This window comes from Kurthia zopfii, from assembly GCF_003143955.1.
Classification (GTDB): Bacteria; Bacillota; Bacilli; order Bacillales_A; family Planococcaceae; genus Kurthia; species Kurthia zopfii.
This window is the reverse complement of record NZ_QFVS01000006.1, coordinates 37658-55218: the sequence shown is the minus strand read 5'-3', so window position 1 is coordinate 55218 and position 17561 is coordinate 37658. Positions and strand designations below refer to the sequence as shown.

At 34.8% G+C, this 17561-nt stretch carries 20 protein-coding genes and 1 other annotated feature; of the genes, 18 read left to right on the top strand and 2 right to left on the bottom strand.

Annotated features, from left to right (window positions below; genetic code table 11):
- Nucleotides 1-23 precede the first annotated feature (23 nt).
- From DF281_RS03925 to DF281_RS03860, 14 genes are all read left to right on the top strand, one after another.
- On the top strand, nt 24-641 hold the full coding sequence (locus DF281_RS03925; protein WP_109348938.1) for a riboflavin synthase: 618 nt from the start codon (nt 24-26) through the stop codon (nt 639-641).
- Nucleotides 642-651: 10 nt separating this feature from the next.
- A complete protein-coding gene (gene ribB, locus DF281_RS03920; RefSeq protein ID WP_240605507.1) occupies nt 652-1275 on the top strand; it encodes a 3,4-dihydroxy-2-butanone-4-phosphate synthase in 624 nt (207 codons plus the stop codon).
- A complete protein-coding gene (gene ribH, locus DF281_RS03915; protein WP_109348936.1) occupies nt 1272-1763 on the top strand; it encodes a 6,7-dimethyl-8-ribityllumazine synthase in 492 nt (163 codons plus the stop codon). Before ribB ends, ribH begins: the two co-directional genes overlap by 4 nt.
- A gap of 187 nt (nt 1764-1950) precedes the next feature.
- Nucleotides 1951-3123, top strand: a complete 1173-nt coding sequence (locus DF281_RS03910) for an SH3 domain-containing protein (RefSeq protein ID WP_109348935.1) — start codon at nt 1951-1953, stop codon at nt 3121-3123.
- A 436-nt stretch (nt 3124-3559) separates the two neighbouring features.
- Nucleotides 3560-3773: a binding site (T-box leader), on the top strand.
- Between the two features lie 34 nt (nt 3774-3807).
- A complete protein-coding gene (gene proB / locus DF281_RS03905) occupies nt 3808-4896 on the top strand; it encodes a glutamate 5-kinase (RefSeq protein WP_109348934.1) in 1089 nt (362 codons plus the stop codon).
- Between the two features lie 11 nt (nt 4897-4907).
- A complete protein-coding gene (locus tag DF281_RS03900; RefSeq protein ID WP_126343896.1) occupies nt 4908-6155 on the top strand; it encodes a glutamate-5-semialdehyde dehydrogenase in 1248 nt (415 codons plus the stop codon).
- 77 nt (nt 6156-6232) lie between these two features.
- Nucleotides 6233-6679: an SRPBCC family protein gene (locus tag DF281_RS03895; protein WP_109348932.1), complete on the top strand. Its 447-nt coding sequence runs from the start codon at nt 6233-6235 to the stop codon at nt 6677-6679.
- A gap of 138 nt (nt 6680-6817) precedes the next feature.
- Nucleotides 6818-7339 (top strand): tubby C-terminal domain-like protein, encoded by a 522-nt coding sequence (locus tag DF281_RS03890; RefSeq protein ID WP_109348931.1) that lies wholly within the window; start codon nt 6818-6820, stop codon nt 7337-7339.
- Nucleotides 7340-7457: 118 nt separating this feature from the next.
- On the top strand, nt 7458-7940 hold the full coding sequence (locus tag DF281_RS03885) for a hypothetical protein (protein ID WP_109348930.1): 483 nt from the start codon (nt 7458-7460) through the stop codon (nt 7938-7940).
- Between the two features lie 168 nt (nt 7941-8108).
- Entirely contained in the window at nt 8109-8519 is a 411-nt protein-coding gene (locus DF281_RS03880; protein ID WP_240605506.1) for a hypothetical protein, read from the top strand.
- On the top strand, nt 8516-8743 hold the full coding sequence (locus DF281_RS03875) for a hypothetical protein (RefSeq protein ID WP_109348929.1): 228 nt from the start codon (nt 8516-8518) through the stop codon (nt 8741-8743). Before DF281_RS03880 ends, DF281_RS03875 begins: the two co-directional genes overlap by 4 nt.
- Nucleotides 8744-8890: 147 nt before the next feature.
- Nucleotides 8891-10579 carry a methyl-accepting chemotaxis protein gene (locus tag DF281_RS03870; RefSeq protein WP_109348928.1) on the top strand — a complete coding sequence of 563 codons (1689 nt, stop codon included), beginning with the start codon at nt 8891-8893 and terminating at the stop codon, nt 10577-10579.
- Between the two features lie 156 nt (nt 10580-10735).
- Nucleotides 10736-11581: a Cof-type HAD-IIB family hydrolase gene (locus DF281_RS03865; protein ID WP_232025860.1), complete on the top strand. Its 846-nt coding sequence runs from the start codon at nt 10736-10738 to the stop codon at nt 11579-11581.
- Nucleotides 11562-12392, top strand: a complete 831-nt coding sequence (locus DF281_RS03860; RefSeq protein ID WP_109348926.1) for a nucleoside/nucleotide kinase family protein — start codon at nt 11562-11564, stop codon at nt 12390-12392. Before DF281_RS03865 ends, DF281_RS03860 begins: the two co-directional genes overlap by 20 nt.
- Nucleotides 12393-12440: 48 nt before the next feature.
- On the opposite strand, the gene DF281_RS03855 is transcribed toward DF281_RS03860, so the two are convergent.
- Nucleotides 12441-13238, bottom strand: coding sequence for an enoyl-CoA hydratase-related protein (locus tag DF281_RS03855; protein WP_109348925.1), 798 nt, complete (start codon nt 13236-13238; stop codon nt 12441-12443).
- Nucleotides 13239-13937: 699 nt separating this feature from the next.
- Here DF281_RS03855 and DF281_RS03850 point away from each other — a divergent pair.
- From DF281_RS03850 to DF281_RS03835, 4 genes are all read left to right on the top strand, one after another.
- Complete coding sequence (locus DF281_RS03850; RefSeq protein ID WP_109348924.1) at nt 13938-14726, top strand: alpha/beta hydrolase; 789 nt, start codon at nt 13938-13940, stop codon at nt 14724-14726.
- A 150-nt stretch (nt 14727-14876) separates the two neighbouring features.
- Nucleotides 14877-15218 carry a zinc ribbon domain-containing protein YjdM gene (locus DF281_RS03845; RefSeq protein WP_109348923.1) on the top strand — a complete coding sequence of 114 codons (342 nt, stop codon included), beginning with the start codon at nt 14877-14879 and terminating at the stop codon, nt 15216-15218.
- Nucleotides 15219-15563 carry a DUF3784 domain-containing protein gene (locus DF281_RS03840; RefSeq protein ID WP_109348922.1) on the top strand — a complete coding sequence of 115 codons (345 nt, stop codon included), beginning with the start codon at nt 15219-15221 and terminating at the stop codon, nt 15561-15563.
- 151 nt (nt 15564-15714) lie between these two features.
- Nucleotides 15715-17064 carry a sodium-dependent transporter gene (locus DF281_RS03835; RefSeq protein ID WP_109348921.1) on the top strand — a complete coding sequence of 450 codons (1350 nt, stop codon included), beginning with the start codon at nt 15715-15717 and terminating at the stop codon, nt 17062-17064.
- Nucleotides 17065-17091: 27 nt separating this feature from the next.
- On the opposite strand, the gene DF281_RS03830 is transcribed toward DF281_RS03835, so the two are convergent.
- Nucleotides 17092-17559 carry a hypothetical protein gene (locus tag DF281_RS03830; protein ID WP_109348920.1) on the bottom strand — a complete coding sequence of 156 codons (468 nt, stop codon included), beginning with the start codon at nt 17557-17559 and terminating at the stop codon, nt 17092-17094.
- Nucleotides 17560-17561 lie beyond the last annotated feature (2 nt).

Sequence of the window (17561 nt, the reverse complement as noted above, 5' to 3'; positions counted from 1 at the left end):
TTATTTGGAAAGGAGTATGCAAATTGTTTACAGGGATAGTCGAGGAAATGGGTAAAATAAAAAGTATACAAAAAAATCATCAGACGATGAATGTGCAAATCTATGCGAATCAAGTTTTAGAAAAAACAAAAATAGGTGACTCAATTGCGGTGAATGGTGTCTGTCTAACCGTCACAACGTTTTCACAAAACTCTTTTAGTGCGGATGTCATGCCAGAAACTTTTAAAGCGACAAACCTTCGCAAACTAACGCCTGGTCAAGAAGTGAATTTGGAAAGAGCATTACAGCTTCAAGAACGTTTAGGAGGTCATTATGTCACAGGTCACGTTGATCAAATTGGCATTATGAAGAAGATTTATCGGACGCATGATGAAATACGATTAACGATTTCAATTAGCCCCCATTTAGCAGAAACATTGATCGAAAAAGGTTCAATTACTGTAGATGGCATTAGTTTAACAATTTTCAATGTTGGTAGAAAAGATTTCACAGTATCAATCATTCCGCATACTTTTCAAAGCACAACACTTTCGAAAAATAAAGTTGGAAGTGAACTTAATATTGAGGCGGATTATATTCGAAAAACAAATCATACAACACAAACAATTACGCGAGATTTTTTACAACTAAATGGATTTTGAGGTGTTCACATTGGAAAGAATTGAAGAAGCAATCAATCAACTGAAAAATGGTGGCATGGTCATCGTGACGGATTCGGAAAGTAGAGAAAATGAAGGTGACTTAATTGCTCTAGCGGATACAATTACGCCGGAACAAATCACTTTCATGGCTGTATATGGCAGAGGTTTAATTTGCGCGCCAATTAGCGAGGAGCTTGCTGAAAAGCTATCATTACCTCCGATGGTTACCAATAATACAGATCACCATCAAACAGCATTTACTGTATCAGTAGATTATATTGATACAACGACTGGAATTAGCGCATATGAGCGAGCAAAAACGATTCAAAAACTAGTCGATGAAAATACAAAATCGACTGATTTAAGAAGACCTGGCCATATTTTCCCTTTAGTAGCGAAAGAGGGAGGATTATTGGTACGTGAAGGGCATACAGAAGCGAGTATCGAGTTAGCGAAATTATGTGGAAGAAACGAGGCAGCTGTCATTTGTGAAATCATGGGAGATGATGGTTTCATGTTGAGTGGTAAAGGTCTATCGGATTTTGCGGAAAAACACCATTTATTAATAATTTCAATTGAAATGCTAAAAGCTTACTTAATAAAAAATAAAGAAATTGGGGGAATTACAAGATGAATTTAATAGAAGCGAAATTAACAGGTAATGACTTAAAAGTGGGAATAATCGTAGGGAGATTTAATGATTTTATTACAAATCGCTTATTAGATGGAGCGGTGGACGGTTTAAAAAGGCATGGTGTGGAAGATGACGCAATTGATGTCATTAAAGTGCCAGGTGCCTTCGAAGTACCTTTCATGGCTCAACAATTAGCGCAATCGCAAAAGTATGATGCAATCATCGGTTTAGCTACAGTAATTCGTGGTGCCACAACGCATTATGACTATGTTTGTAACGAAGCGGCTAAAGGGATCGCCACAGTTAGTTTAGCTCAAAATTTACCGGTAATCTTCGGTGTTGTGACGACTGAATCGATTGAACAAGCAATTGAAAGAGCTGGGACAAAAGCAGGGAATAAAGGATATGATTCTGCTGTTGCAGCAATCGAAATGGCGAATCTCCAAAAACTAATTAAGAAAAATGAAATTGTATTAATAGGTAAATAGGCTAGACGGAAGCAGATAAATGGTATGTGGTTGTTATTTAGTGATAATGACCATATACCCTATTGCATAAAAATGTAATACACCTTTAGTTCGAAAGTCCGTTGAATAGCTATTCATTAGTAATTCCACAGTATATAATACTCAATTGGAACATAAGCTATTCATTAAATTTTGGAGGGACTAAAGAATGAAAAAAACTTTATTAATAGGTACAGCTGTTGCTTTAAGCGCATCGGTAGTTCAAATTGGACAAATCGAGGCGAAAGCAGCGTCAAAAACAATGTATGTGAAGGTATCTGGGGGGATTGACCTAAATGTACGTGCGAGCGCTTCAACGACTTCGAAAAAAGTAGGCACAATCAAAAACGGTACAAAGGTGACAGTTTTTTCGAATAAAAATGGTTGGTCTAAAATTAAGTTTAAAAAAGGTTATGCATACGTGTACGATACATATTTGATTTCTAAGAAACTTACTACTAGCGCTGTAAAAACAACAACTTACTATGTGAAAACAGGCAGTAATATTGACTTAAATGTACGTAAATCTAAAACAACTTCTTCGGCGAAACTAGGCGAAATTAAAAATGGTTCGAAAGTGGAAGTGATTAGTTACGCAAAAGATTGGTCAAAAGTAAAGTTCGGCAAAGGTTATGGCTATGTAGCGAGTCACTATTTATATAAGAAGAAACTAACTTCATCTGAATCAGAAACACCTGTTTTAAAAGGTAGTTTCTATGCAACACCAGGTTTAAAAATTAATTTAAATGTAAGAAGTGGGGAAAGTACTTCTTCTAAAAAACTAGGCGAAATCAGTCAAAATACGGCTTTAGAAGTTGTATCACAAGGCAAGAATTGGACGAAAATTAAGTTTAAAAAAGGCTATGGTTTTGTGAGCAATGAATACGTTTCAAAAGAAGTTGAACGCGATTTTGGCCGTGATCAATACGGAACTTACACAGTTTTTGATATAGAAGCGGGCAAAGAATTAAAAACCTATTATCAAAAGAAAGAGAAAAACATCATTAAATGGGGCAATGTAAATAACGGCTTCACTCATACTGAAACGACATCTAAAGATGGCTATACACTTTTCAATTATGATACAGGGTATGGTTTTTCAATTAATGGCCCAATTTATAAAGGGGCAATTAAAGGCTCACTAGCGAATGGCTATAGTCGAATTGCAACTATTGATTATACTGCAAAAGTAAAAGCAGGTTCATTCAAAAATGTAGTCGTTCAAAAATTCTATGACAAAAAAGGAAAAAACTATAAAAAAGTTTATTTCTCACCAGGAAATGGTGTCATTAAAGCGATTCAAAATGGTCAAACTACTTTCGAGTTGATTAGTAAAGATTAGTACACCTCGCTAGTCTATGTGATTCAAAACAAGAACAGTAATAATAATTATTGACTTACAATTATATTTATGAGATAATAGTATTTCTGACGATGCTAATTGAAAAAATTGGCAATTCATAATTGTTTTTGAAAATACTTATTCACACTGGCGTGACTATAGGGTCACAAGGACGTAAAAGCAGGTAGGGTTTACGTTGCTTAGGTTAGAGAATAACTTTGCAATTTTACCGCGGCGTGTAAAATCGATTTAATTCCCCGGATGATCGGGTTGAAATATTTATAATTATAACAATTAGCATGTCATATATAGTAGAGGGGGTTGCGCTTAATTGCGTAGCCCCCTCGTCCAATTTTATCGATAATATGCATAGTATTGCTATAGAAATGTAATTGCATTGACAAATAGTGCATAATCATGAATAATATACTTTAATATATTAGCGTAAAGAAGAATAGTATGTTAGCAACGGGATCAAAGAAAGTTCTCTCCACCGGCTGAAAGGGAGAATAATCCACGCCTAACAGAACCTACTTCTTAGCTCCTATGCAAACATAGGCGTCGTTCCAGCGTTACGGGAATTGAGAGGAATAGATGAATCATCTATTCAACTAAGGTGGTACCGCGAATTAGCCCTTTTCGTCCTTAAATATGGATGGAAGGGCTTTTTCTATGGAGGAAATTATGGATCAAAAAAGAGTAGTTGTAAAAATCGGAAGTAGTAGTTTAACGAAAACAAATGGAGAAATTGATTTTTCAAAATTACGCCAACATGTTTCGGCAATCGTCCACTTAAAACAACGGAATTACGAGGTCATTCTCGTATCTTCGGGTGCAGTAGCTTGCGGTTTTAAAAAAATGGGCTATAGTCAAAAACCGATTACGCTTAAAGGAAGACAAGCAGCAGCGGCAGTTGGCCAAAGTTTATTAATTCAAGCTTACACGGAAGCGCTTGAATCAGATGGCTATGTAGCTGCTCAATTATTACTGACAAGACAAGATTTTCAGAATAAAACGAGCTACCAAAATGCACAAGATACAATTGAAGAATTGTTAGAGCGTAATGTATTGCCAATCATAAATGAAAATGACACAGTTTCAATCAAAGAATTAACTTTCGGCGATAACGATCAACTATCGGCTTTAGTTAGCGGTTTAGTCCATGCAGAGCAATTAATCATATTAACGGATATTAACGGTCTATACGATGCAAACCCGAATGTAGAGCCATCTGCTAAACGTTTTGATCACCTTGACTGTATTACAGATGAATTATTGAGTTTTGCAACTTCAGAAGGGTCAAAAGTAGGCACAGGTGGTATGCAATCTAAATTACTTGCAGCAAAAACTGCCTTTGAACTTGGCGTAAATGTATTTATTGGTACAGGTGATTCAGAAAGTAAACTACTTGAAATCTTGAATGGTGATGGAGATGGGACATATATTGCGAAAGAAAATCCTCAACAGATTTCATCTCAAAAACAATGGATTTCACTTTTTTCAGAAACAAATGGCTCAATCTATATTGACGAAGGTGCTGAAAATGCGATTTTAAATAATGGCAAAAGCCTATTACCAGCAGGTGTTTATTTAATTACAGGTGATTTCATTGAAGGTGACGTAGTAGATATTTACCGTGAAAGAAGATTAATCGGTAAAGGTGAAGTACGTTATAACTCGGATGAATTGAAGAAATGCATGGGTAAAAGAACTGATGAAATAAATAATCATACAGTTGTAGTTCATAGAGATCGATTCGTATCAATTACTTAGGAGGGAATATTATGTCAGAAGTATTAATTAAAGCAAAAAAAGCGAAGGAAATAAGTTACCAGCTAATTTCTAAAACGACAGACGAAAAAAACAAAGCGTTATTCGCGATTGCGCATCAATTATTAGAAGATGAGAAGGACATTCTTGCGGAAAATGCCAAAGATCTTCAACTTGGAATGGAAAAAGGGCTAGATTCATCCGTATTAGATCGCATTAAATTGGATTCACAAAGATTGAAGACAATTCATCATGCAGTTTTAGATTTAATTGAATTAAATGATCCAATTGGTGAGAAATTGGACGTTATTCAAAAAGAAAATGGCTTAGAAATTATTAAAAAAAGAGTGCCATTAGGTGTAATTGGCATAATATATGAAGCAAGACCAAATGTGACGGTTGATGCGGCTTCGCTAACTTTGAAAACGGGAAATGCGGTTATTTTAAGAGGAAGTTCAAGTGCTAAATACTCTAACAGTGTTCTCGTGAAATCAATTCAAAAAGCATTGCGAACGACGACGATTCCCCCAGAAGCCGTGCAATTAATTGAAGATACAAGCCGCGAAACAGCGAGTGAACTATTTGTCCTTAAGGAATATTTAGACGTTCTAATACCTAGAGGAAGTAAAGCGCTTATTGATACAGTTGTGGCGAATGCGACAGTGCCTGTTTTAGAAACGGGAGCAGGGAATTGCCATATTTTCATTGATGAAAGCGCTGATTTAGTCATGGCGAAAAATATCGTGAAAAATGCCAAAACACAAAGAACTTCAGTTTGTAATGCTACAGAAAGCTTACTCATCCACTCAAATTGGTATGAAAAATATGGTACTCAATTCATTCCTTATTTAATAGGGGAAGGTATACAATTGATTGTTGATGATGAAATTTCTCAAGCTTTTCCTGAATTGCAAGTTGCTACAGTAGAAGATTGGGCAACTGAATATTTAGCGATGACTTTGAGTGTGAAGTTGGTTCAAGATTTGAGCGATTCAATTGAACATATTAATAAGTATGGTACAAATCATTCGGAAGCGATCATTACCAAAGATGAGAATAATGCACAAATTTTTCAAACAAAAGTAGATGCAGCTGCAGTTTATCACAATGCTTCGACTCGTTTTACTGATGGTTTTGAATTCGGATATAGCGCAGAAATTGGCATTAGTACGCAGAAGCTTCACGCAAGAGGACCAATGGGATTGGAAGCTCTTTCGTCAACAAAATATGTCATCAACGGTTCGGGGCAAATACGTAAATAGTTTTCACTGTTATACAGAATACATTACTGATATAATATTGTTGAAACTAATTACATAATTAGAAAGTAGGAACTAAAATGGCAAGTTCATCACATTCAACAACAGTAAAAGCATCTCAAGCTGAAGTATGGAATTTCGTAAGCGATATGGAAAAATGGGCGAAATTAGTACCAGGTTATAGAGAGCATACAATTATTAACGACAAGCAATCTACTTGGAAATTCGCAGGAAATGTTGGCGTACTGAAAAAAGAAGTAGAAGTACAAATTGATATTACGGGTTGGGAAGAACCAACGAAAATTTCGTTTGAACTTACTGGTATTTCGGATAAATTTAAAGGTGCAGGTTCATTTGAAGCGGATCCTATTTCTGATTCTGAAACAAAAATGACAGGTAATTTAGAAATTAAAGCGGGTGGTCTTGCTGCTGCAGTTCTAAATCCAGTATTCTCAGCAGTGCTACCGAAAGCAACTACAATGTTAACGAATCGTGTTGCGAACAAAATTCAAACTGTAAATGCATAAATGAATGAAACAAAACCAACTTCGGTCTGGTTTTGTTTTTTTATGAAATCTAGTAGTATATGTTTGATTTTCAACATTAGTTGAATTACTGTAAAAGTATGAAGTAAGCGGAGGTGTAACTACGATTCTGTAGGCATTATGAAAATATATAACTATGAAGTACCAGCAGTTTTACAACATACTGAACCGTTGTTAGTTGAATTAGAAGGGGAATCGATTGGTACGGTTAAACGCGTTTATAGTAACCCGATTAAGCGTGTCATAGATTCAACATTGGACTATAAGTATTTTGTGAAGATTGAAAGTGAAATCGATGGATTCCCTAAAGCTGTGTGTAAGAAGATTCAGCGAAAAGGTAAAATCTTCTTTGAAGCAAAAGAAGACGGCGCCCCTATTTATCGCATTGCGTACACAGGGTGGAAAGCTTTAATACCGGAAGTTGTAATCTCAAATGGAGAAACGATGTTACGGGTTGATATGGATCGCGAGTTGGGTTCAACATTCACATACAATGAAGAAGTTGTCGCGAAATGGCATACATCATTTGATGATACGCGTAATGTTTTTATCGCAAAGTTTGAAGTAGAAGAAGATTGCCCAATTAAAAACCCAGCACTTCTTTTGTCAATCGCTCAAGCAGTGTTATTTATTGGGGCATAATTATGACGAAAACATGAATTTTTTGTTTTACGTCAATAAAATCAAACTTTACGTCATGCATCTTTTGAATATGTAGTCTATAATTAAAGAGAATTGATAGTAAATAATGTAATAGGAAGTGTTTCTCATTAAAAAATTTATTCCGATCGCTGTAATCGTCGTACTAGTTGCTAGTGTAGCTTATATCATTTTCTCTGGTAACAAAGAAAAAGTTATGGAAGTTCCAAAAGCGAGTAATTTTATTTCTTTAGAAATTCAAACGATTGAAAACAATAAAGAAGTTAAAAAAGAGCGCGTTACTATTAAGGATCAAGCCAAAATGCAAAAAGTATTAGATGCAATTGATGGTCAAAATACGAAACAAATCACTATTGGTGATACTGAAAAAGAAATGAAAGGCGTAAAATCGTATTTCTTCTATTTTGAAAACAAAAAAGAACGCGATCTTAAAAAACCTTTCCCATATGCATTTTTCATTACTGAAAAAGGTGCTGTATACTACACACATAAAGGTGTAGATGAGATGTCTACACCTCAAAGAATCCTAAAAGACTCACCTGAAATCTTAAAAGAATTAAAAGACATTACTGCTATTAAGTAATATTCTATAATCGAAAGTCTGAAACATAGTGAAAGCTGTGTTTCGGGCTTTTTTTGTTCGACTAGCTACATGTAAAAGCTGTAATTTCTCTTTTAAATATACGATATTTTTGGTAGCTAGAATTAATGGTTCATGCTATGCTATGAGAGGGTTTGAGGAGGAGAGAAATTGAAGTTATTTAGAGAATTATTAGCATACATATTAGTTGTGGTCATGCTTTGCATGGATTTCTTTAGTCATTGGAGCGTATGGACGATCATTCCGAAAGCATTGTTAATTACACTGTTTATCATAGGGATTATCATTTGTTTTGCACCGACTAAAAAATTGAATTTGGAGCAGAACTTCTGGCTACAACTTCGTGTGATTACATTTATTGTTGTAATGACACTCGTATTACCGTTGTTAGGCGGGAAATCAGAAATTGGATTATCGCTAACACAGCCATTCTTCATTATTATTGCAGTATTAACTGTTTTCCAATTGCGAATGCAGTGGAAACGAGTGCAGCAAGAAAAAGCAAAAGAAGAAGAAATAAAAAAACAACAGGATCGTTTAAAGGGTAAAAATCAAAAATGATTATTAGAATTAATGATTTTTCATGGAATGGTACGCAAACGCTTTTTGTGCAAGTTACAGTTGAATGTGAAAACAATAGTTATCAAGAATTATTGAGAATTGTGGATTCGGCGATTTATGGGGATTTTGTAAATGAAAATAAAAGCCCGCTTAAACACGATGAAATCAGGCAATTATTGGATTATCTGGATAAGAAAATTAAGACAGGTTTTTTTGAAGAATAGAAAAAATTAATAAAAAACAGGGAATTTAGTTTAATGCTAAAAGATCTCTGTTTTTTATTTTGTGAATAAATAGTTAAATAGTAGTGTGTAATAAGTCTTATTTTTATGCTAAAATAACAGTTATAAATAACTAATGGAGGTACAAAATTGTCTATTCAGAAAAAAATGAGCATTGGTTTTATTACAATGCTTGTATTAACAATCATTATCATTGTTTTTACATATAATCGTTTAAATGCAGTTCAAACAACATTCAAAAATGATGTTCAGAAAAGTTATATCAATGTACAGTTAGCAAATGATGTAAATTACACATTAGCTTTGCAAGGTGTTCAATTAAGAGATTATGTACTATTAAAATCTGAAACTGCCAAACTAGCTTTAGATGGTGGAAGAAATGATCTTGAAACTAAAATCAATACTTTAAAAAATGCTGCAAAAGACGATGCTGCTTTACAAAGTTCAGTAAATGAAATCGTAAAAGAAAATGAATCATTTATTACAGTATCGGATCAACTAATCGCAGCAGTGCAAAGCAATAAGGATAATGCCAGTATTATTCCCTATTTAAATGATGCTAAAAGAATTAATACAACCATTTTAGGATATGGTAATAAAATTGCCATGGCAGAAATCCAAAGTTTAAATGCTGCAAATGAAAAACTAGATTCCACGGCTAAATTCGCCAAATTATTAACGGTTATTTTAGGCGCTATTAGTGCATTAGTAGCCATTTTATTTATCATTTATGTTCAGAAATTCATTGTAAAACCGATTCTACATGTCGTGAATTCAATGAAAGAAATTGCAAAAGGCGATTATTCAATTCCGAATGTGGAAGTAAAATCAAAAGATGAAATTAGTGATTTAGCAGATTCATTAAATGATATGAAACTAAAAACAAAAGATCTCGTCTATTCGATTTCTAAAAATGCGGAGCAACTTACAGCTTCAATTGAGGAATTGTCTGCAAGTACTTCGGAAGTATCACGAGCTGCAGAAGATATTTCTTCCCAAGTTGAATTAACAGTTGTTGCGGCAAATGATAGCGCAGCAAATGCGAATGATAGTGCTGAAGCAATGCAAGAAACTGCTACAGGTGTTCAAAGAATTGCACAATCATCTCAACAACTATTTGATTATGCAAAAGAAGCAGATGATCTAGCAATAAACGGTCGAGATATTTTAAAAGTGGCGAAAACACAAATGGATGTTATTGCTTCATCATCAACGCAAACGAATGAATTAATTGAAACATTAAGTGGTCAAACAAAACAAATTCAAGAAATGTCGAGAATGATTACAGACATTACAGATCAAACGAATTTACTAGCATTGAATGCGGCCATTGAAGCTGCAAGAGCAGGTGAGCATGGTAAAGGGTTTGCGGTAGTAGCTGAAGAAGTTCGTAAACTGGCAGAGCAATCGAAAAATTCAGCAAGCCAAATTGTACATTTAACTTCAACTATTCAAAAAGACACAGAAATCGTTGCTAAATCTGTAAAATCAGGCATGAAAAATGTAAGTGAAGGTGTTTACATTATCGAAAATGCTGGAATCACATTTGGCAATATTGAAGAAAGTGTTGGACGAATGAGAACGCAGCTTGAAGAAGTAACGGCTACAGCTGAAGAACTTTCTGCAGGTACGGAAGAAGTAACGGCTTCAGTATCAGAAATTGCCAATCATGCAAGTAGCTCTGTTGTAGCAACAGAAAGCATTACTGCGGCAACGGAAGAGCAATCTGCAACATTGCAAGAAATCAATAGTGTAGTGACGGAACTTTCAGCTCAGGCTGTTCAGTTGCATGAACTAACGAAGACTTTCAAAGTTTAGAAACTAATGAAGAGGTTGAATCGTACATTTGTATGATTCAGCCTTTTTATGTATTTGAAAAATAGAAGGAATAATTTAATTGAAAAAGGTAATACTATAGATAGGAACATTGTTATACTAAAAGGAATAGTTAAACTGTTTGGAGTGGAGATGCTTATGGAGATTAAGTTAATTGCGCTAGATTTAGATGGTACATTATTAACTTCAGATTTAAAAATTACTAAGAACACGATTGATGTTTTAAATGAAGCGATGAATAAAGGGAAAGAAGTGGTAATCTGTACAGGTAGGACGATAGCAGAGTTGCCATTAGAATTTGAACATATGCCCTATATTAAATATTATATAACGTCTAATGGGGCTATTATTTGGGATCGGCATCATATTCGAATGATTTATGAAAATCCGATACCTGTTGATGATGTCAGAAAGTTAATGGATATTTTGAAACCATTTGATTTACGTATCGAACTATTTGCTTTGGGGCGCGTATTTATTGATCAATACTGCTACGACCATCTTGACGAGTACGGTGGTGGTAATCATGTTGAATTTCTACGCGGCTCTAGGACACCTGTGCCTGAAATCAAATCATTTATACAGGAGTTTGATGAACCCGTCGATAAGTTTAATTTATTCTTTAAAACACCAGAACAGCGAAAAGAAGTTTGGGATAAATGTGTTGCATTAGGTTTTAACGTCACTTCTTCCTTTGAACAAAATATGGAAGTGAATTCTAAAACAGCTAATAAAGGAACAGCTTTGAAAAGTCTTGTAAATCGCTTAAACATTGATGTCAGCTCTGTAATGGTAGTGGGCGATCAGTTAAATGATATGACGATGTTAAGATATGCCGGCCACCCAATCGCAATGGGAAATGCTGTAGATGACATTAAAAGCTTGGCAACCTATATTACAAAAACGAATGATGAAGATGGCGTAGCTTACGCAGTGAAAAAATTAGTACTTGAAGGGGAAGACAATGAAAACTTATTCTTTTAGTGGACCAAGTGGAACAGGGAAAAGCTCTTTTGCACTTGAATTCGCACATCAAAACAATATTGAAGCGATCATTGATGATGGTTTACTCATTATTAATGGTGAGATTAAAGCAGGTACATCAGCTAAATTTGAAAAAAGCAGTATAAAGGCTGTTAAGAGAGCTATTTTTCAAGATGCTGACCATGTTCAAGAAGTAAAGGAAGCAATTGATGAGTTTCAACCGGGTCATTTAATGATTATTGGAACTTCTGATAAAATGACGAAACTAATTGCGAAAAGACTTGGTTTTGAAAAAATCGATGAATTTCATCATATCGAGAATTATCGATCACGCCATCAAATGAAAATGGCGCAATTCATTCGACGAACGGAAGGTAAGCACATCATGCCGATCCCCGTCGTACAAGTGCAACAAAATTTCTTCAAACGATTAATCATGAAGGGATATGAAATTTTCACATCAAAACGTGAGAAAATTGGGGAAACGACGATTGTGCAACCTGATTTTCATCAAGATCTAGATGTTTTTCATAAAAAAGATTTTATTCAATGTATTAGTAAGTCATGTAATTCATCAAAAATAGTAAAATCGATTGAAAAAATCGATTTTACTTTATACCCGTTACCTATTACTACAGTTACTTTTCAATATGACCTTGATGAAACGAATGAGATGGTACATAAGCTGGAGCAATTGCAGCGCACGATAAATGGAAATTTCGATGAGCAGTTTAAAATTGAGTTTTTCGAAGTGAATTTAAAAATTAAGTCCATTAGAAAAATGCTTGAAAAAGAATCTAAGCAAAACTAATAAAGAGGAAGAATCAGCGAATTGATTCTTCCTCTTTTACTATTCTATTTACTTAATCTTTCGGTTGAACTGCGGGGCTCTCTTTTCAACAAAAGCTTGGACACCTTCTGGAAAATCATGTGGATCTACGAAATTTGAAGAACCTTTCCAAAGAACAGGAACCGACTCCACGCATTCCTGCACAGATGTTTTCACCGCTAATAATGAAGCGGGTGACATTGACGCCACGAGTTTGCCAATACGTATTGCATAGCGATCTAAGTCCTTCTCTGCAACTTGATAATTTAACATACCTAATCGATAAGCTTCGTCTGCTTTTAACATACGCCCAGTGTAGACAAGGTCCTTCGTCATTGAAGGACCAATCAGTGTAACTAATCTTTGTGCGAATTTATTATTTAATGTAATGCCTAACTTGCCTACAGGAATGCCTAATTTTGCTTTTTCACTTCCGATACGTAAATCGCAAGCGAGCGCTAACTCTAATCCGGCACCCATTGCAGGCCCATTAATGACAGCAATCGTCGGAATCGGTAGCTTTTCAATCGTAGAAATCGTTCTTTCCATATGAACAAATGCTTCTTCCGCTTGACCAAGTGAGATTGAATTAAATTCTTTAATGTCAGAACCAGCAGTGAATTGTTCCCCATAACCTCTAATAAGAAGTACTTTGTTTTTCGGATTGTCTAGCACTTGTAAGGCGATTGAACGTAATTGTGTCCACATATTTGCAGTAAGAGCATTTTTCGCTTGTGGTCTGTGAATTGTAATGATCGCTAATCCGGCAGTTTCTTGGTAGACGATTTTAGCTTCTTCTTCTAATAATCTTGTCGTGCTTACTTTCATAAATGAAAACCCCTTTGTTTTTCTTATAAGTACTATTATAGTACAGACGTAATGAGAATAGCCGTAAAAAGCTTAGAATAGTGGAATTATTGTTTGAAATACGAATTTTCATAAATAGAGAACAAAGCAATCTACAAAAGGGTTTGTATATAAATTATACGGAGAAAACAATTGCTTTCTATTCCATTCATCAATGATTGAAAATGTTCGTGTTTGCATTCAGAAATTGGATTCATTAGTACAACTGTTATATCATCTGTGTCACTTCACTACAAAGTAAAATAGAATGGATATCAAAAATATATTAAATAATCGCGGGTATACCACCGTTTTCTACGATAAATAGGCGTTTGAAAGTAACAACTTATTAATGTGAGATAGGTTTTATCTATATTTGATATAAATAAATGCTATAAAAAGAATGGACGAATGTAAATCTGTATGTGTCTATTCACGAACGTTGATATAACAGTATTTCTATATAAAATAGAGAATCAAATCGATTACATAATTGCATCAATAATAATAACCTAATATACTGTACATTATTAAAATAGGGTGTTAGAGTGTATGTAAGTTAGAAATGTGACGAAAAATTGTAGTTCAAATAACTACTTAGATCACAGAAATAAATAAAACATCATTTTATTAAAATTACGAATAAAAAAACACTTTTTAAATATAAAGGAGCCCATTCAAATGAAATTACTTGCACCTAAACCTTTTACAATTGAAGGCGGAAAAAGAGCCGTACTCCTACTTCACGGGTTTACTGGTAGTACGAAAGACGTAAAAAAATTAGGACAATTCTTAAATAAAAGAGGATATACGTGTCACGCACCTATGTACCGTGGTCACGGCGTAAGCCCTGAAGAAATTCTACGTTATGGTGCAAAGTACTGGTGGGAAGATGTAACAAGTGGTTACCATCACCTTAAAAGCTTAGGATATGAAGAAATCGCTGTAGTCGGTATCTCACTAGGTGGCGTATTTACACTTAAAGTTGGCGCTGAATTCCCAGTTAAAGGTGTCGTATCAATGTGTGCTCCAATCAAACGCAAATCAAGCGACGGTCTATTCGATCGACTTTATAAATACGCTGAAGTTTATAAAAAGTTTGAAGGCAAAGACGAAGATACAGTTGCTGCTGAATTAGAAGATCTTAAAAACATGGATCGTCATGCAATTACTGAAATTCAAAAAATGATTGAACATACTTCTGATGAAATCGGTGAGATCGATACACCAACATTAGTATTACAAGGTAAATTAGATGATAAACTATATCAAGAATCAGCACCATTCATTTTTGATACAGTTGATACAGAAGAAAAAGAAATCATTTGGTATCAAAATTCTGGTCACATCATTACACTTGGTAAAGAAAGAGAACAAGTATATCAAGATACACTTACTTTCTTAGATCAATTGGATTGGGTTGCTTCAGCTGATGCTGTTAAACCTTCTGCTCAAGCAATGTCACTTTAATTCTTAAATTCAGAAAGAATCGCATTCCGGTGCGGTTCTTTTTTTCATATGTAATGGATAATGACTGAAATTGTGTTAGTTTAGCAAACTCTGTAGATTAATAGCGATTTTGTTGTATGATTAAGTAAATAGTTGAAAGGGTGGTTTAACATGGCAAATATTCCAAATTGTCCACAATGTAATTCTGAATACGCATATGAGGACGGCAATTTATTCATCTGTCCAGAATGCGCAAATGAATGGACACAAGATTCTTTAGATGCAGCGGAAGCAGCGAATAAAACAGTAGATTCGAATGGTAATGAGTTACAAGATGGAGATATGGTATCAATCATCAAAGATATTAAAGTAAAAGGTGGATCTGGCCCATTAAAAATGGGAACGAAAGCAAAAATCCGCTTAGTTGACGGTCCAGACGGGCATAATATTCAAAGTAAATTTGATGGCGTTGGCGTACTTTATATCAAATCTGAGTTTGTTAAAAAGATATAGATGGAAGAAACATCAGGTTTAATCGTAATTGGCACGGTCATCTTTCTGTTTGTCATTCTAAGTTTGTATTTATTAAGCGGTCGAGGTGCTTTTCTAATTGCGGGGCATAATATGCTACCAAAAGAAGATCGAATGAAAATAGATGAACCCGCACTTTGTAGAGCGATGGGCAAATTAATGCTCGCAGTGACACTAAGTATGCTGTTTTATATACCTGGTGCAATCTATGAATCGAATATATTTTTTATAATCGGTACGGTTGGCATCGTTATTTCGATTATTATTGGCTTAATTTATATGAATATAGGTAATCGATACGACAAAAAGGATCACAGTAATTTGTGATTCTTTTTGTTTTTATAGAAAAGGGTAAATGAATAACAAAGAAATCTACAATTCCGCTCAATTAATTGTTGAAACATGATAAAATAATAGACAGATTAGAGTCTCGCAATTCTTAGTATTGTTGAGCTGAGCAGAGTTATGGAGGGTTTTTATGAATGAGAATAAAGGACAGTGGTCTACGAAACTAGGCTTTATACTGTCATCAGCAGGAGCTGCGATTGGACTAGGTGCGATATGGAAGCTACCATACGTGACCGGCATGAGTGGTGGAGGAGCATTCTTTCTACTATTCGTGATTTTTACTTTATTAATTGGTTTACCTATGTTAATTTCAGAATTTATTATTGGCCGAGGAACACAGAAAGAAGCTGTGTCCGCATATAAAAAATTATTGCCGAACTCAATATGGGGTTGGATTGGCCGTTTAGGTGTTGTCGGTTGTTTCCTACTACTTTCTTTTTATAGTGTCATCGGTGGTTGGATTACAATCTATGCGACGAAAGCTGTGGCAGGTAATGCGATTACGCCAAACCTAGATGCGGGTTCGTTATTTGGCGAAGTAACTGGATCGGCGAGCATCACAATTATCGGATTAGTGATTTTTACATTATTTAATGTTTTAGTCGTATCGCTAGGCATTCAAAATGGCATTGAGCGCGCGAATAAATTTATGATGCCACTACTATTTATATTCTTTATTATTTTAGTAGTACGCGGATTGACACTACCTGGTGCAATGGAAGGTGTAACATTCTTCTTAAAACCAGATTTCTCATTAATCACATTTGATTCAATATTATACGCACTAGGGCAGGCATTCTTTGCTTTAGCGGTAGGATTCTCATGTATGGTAACATACAGTTCATATTTGAAAAAAGATGTCAGTTTACCGAATTCGGCAGGATCTGTCGTATTAATGAATATTTTCGTTTCTTTATTAGCGGGATTAGCGATTTTCCCAGTCGTCTTTTCATTCGGATTAGAGCCGACTGAAGGGCCTGGATTATTGTTTGTCGTACTTCCGACTGTATTCCAACAACTGCCTTTCGGTGAGTTATTCTTTGCGATTTTCCTATTATTATTCTTATTTGCGACATTGACATCTTCGTTTAGCTTATATGAAATTATTGTTGCTGCTTTCGAGGAGAAATTCCCTCATGCACGTAAGAAAATCACATGGTTACTAGGCGTGATCGTTGCAATTGTAGCGATTCCAGCTGCGTTATCTTCAAGTTTACTTGCGGATTTCCACATTTTTGACCGTACAATATTTGATGCTACTGACTTCTTAGTGAGTAATATTATGTTACCGCTAGGTAATCTTTGTATCGCATTATTCATTATGTATAAAGTAGATCGACAGTTTGTTAAAAAGGAATTTTTAATGGGCAGTCAGTTATCAAATACTTGGTTCAAACTATGGCAAGCACTGATGTACACGGTAGTTCCAATCGTCATCATAGTTGTTATGTTCTTCTTAATTACAAAAAGCAACGGGTAGAGTTTCATTTCTACGCGTTGCTTTTTCTTATGCGATCTTTAATTTATTGAAAATATCCGTAATTTTTAGGAAAGTCTGTTTTAACTGTTCACGCTGTCTCGAACCTTTGTTTGATGCCACATCTACTACAGATTCAAATACTTCACCATTTTTTAATTCAATCTCATAGGATACAAATTTTACGAAATCATCAAATTTAGATGATAATTGTAGATCATCAAATTGTACTGAAGTTGCATTTTTTTCAAATAGCACTTCATGATCTGCAATGGCAGTAATCTTTTTAATATCTTGAATATCAAAAGTTTTATTAGAAGCACAACTAACAAATTGATGATCAGTAGTTACATAAAAATCAAGTGAGCCATTATGACTTAAAAAATAATGGGCGATATTTTGCTCATTCGTCTCCACATTTTTTGATTTTACTCGATATACCATGAAAGCAAAAAATAGAATAATTGCGATTGAAACAACTAAAATTGTAGGTGCCATAG

Excerpts from the sequence above, each read along its gene's own strand:
- ribH (WP_109348936.1), top strand. The coding sequence starts at position 1,272 with ATGAATTTAATAGAAGCGAAATTAACAGGTAATGACTTAAAAGTGGGA.
- DF281_RS03910 (WP_109348935.1), top strand. The coding sequence starts at position 1,951 with ATGAAAAAAACTTTATTAATAGGTACAGCTGTTGCTTTAAGCGCATCG.
- proB (WP_109348934.1), top strand. The coding sequence starts at position 3,808 with ATGGATCAAAAAAGAGTAGTTGTAAAAATCGGAAGTAGTAGTTTAACG.
- DF281_RS03900 (WP_126343896.1), top strand. The coding sequence starts at position 4,908 with ATGTCAGAAGTATTAATTAAAGCAAAAAAAGCGAAGGAAATAAGTTAC.
- DF281_RS03895 (WP_109348932.1), top strand. The coding sequence starts at position 6,233 with ATGGCAAGTTCATCACATTCAACAACAGTAAAAGCATCTCAAGCTGAA.
- DF281_RS03890 (WP_109348931.1), top strand. The coding sequence starts at position 6,818 with ATGAAAATATATAACTATGAAGTACCAGCAGTTTTACAACATACTGAA.
- DF281_RS03875 (WP_109348929.1), top strand. The coding sequence starts at position 8,516 with ATGATTATTAGAATTAATGATTTTTCATGGAATGGTACGCAAACGCTT.
- DF281_RS03865 (WP_232025860.1), top strand. The coding sequence starts at position 10,736 with ATGGAGATTAAGTTAATTGCGCTAGATTTAGATGGTACATTATTAACT.
- DF281_RS03860 (WP_109348926.1), top strand. The coding sequence starts at position 11,562 with ATGAAAACTTATTCTTTTAGTGGACCAAGTGGAACAGGGAAAAGCTCT.
- DF281_RS03855 (WP_109348925.1), bottom strand. The coding sequence starts at position 13,238 with ATGAAAGTAAGCACGACAAGATTATTAGAAGAAGAAGCTAAAATCGTC.
- DF281_RS03850 (WP_109348924.1), top strand. The coding sequence starts at position 13,938 with ATGAAATTACTTGCACCTAAACCTTTTACAATTGAAGGCGGAAAAAGA.
- DF281_RS03845 (WP_109348923.1), top strand. The coding sequence starts at position 14,877 with ATGGCAAATATTCCAAATTGTCCACAATGTAATTCTGAATACGCATAT.
- DF281_RS03840 (WP_109348922.1), top strand. The coding sequence starts at position 15,219 with ATGGAAGAAACATCAGGTTTAATCGTAATTGGCACGGTCATCTTTCTG.
- DF281_RS03835 (WP_109348921.1), top strand. The coding sequence starts at position 15,715 with ATGAATGAGAATAAAGGACAGTGGTCTACGAAACTAGGCTTTATACTG.
- DF281_RS03830 (WP_109348920.1), bottom strand. The coding sequence starts at position 17,559 with ATGGCACCTACAATTTTAGTTGTTTCAATCGCAATTATTCTATTTTTT.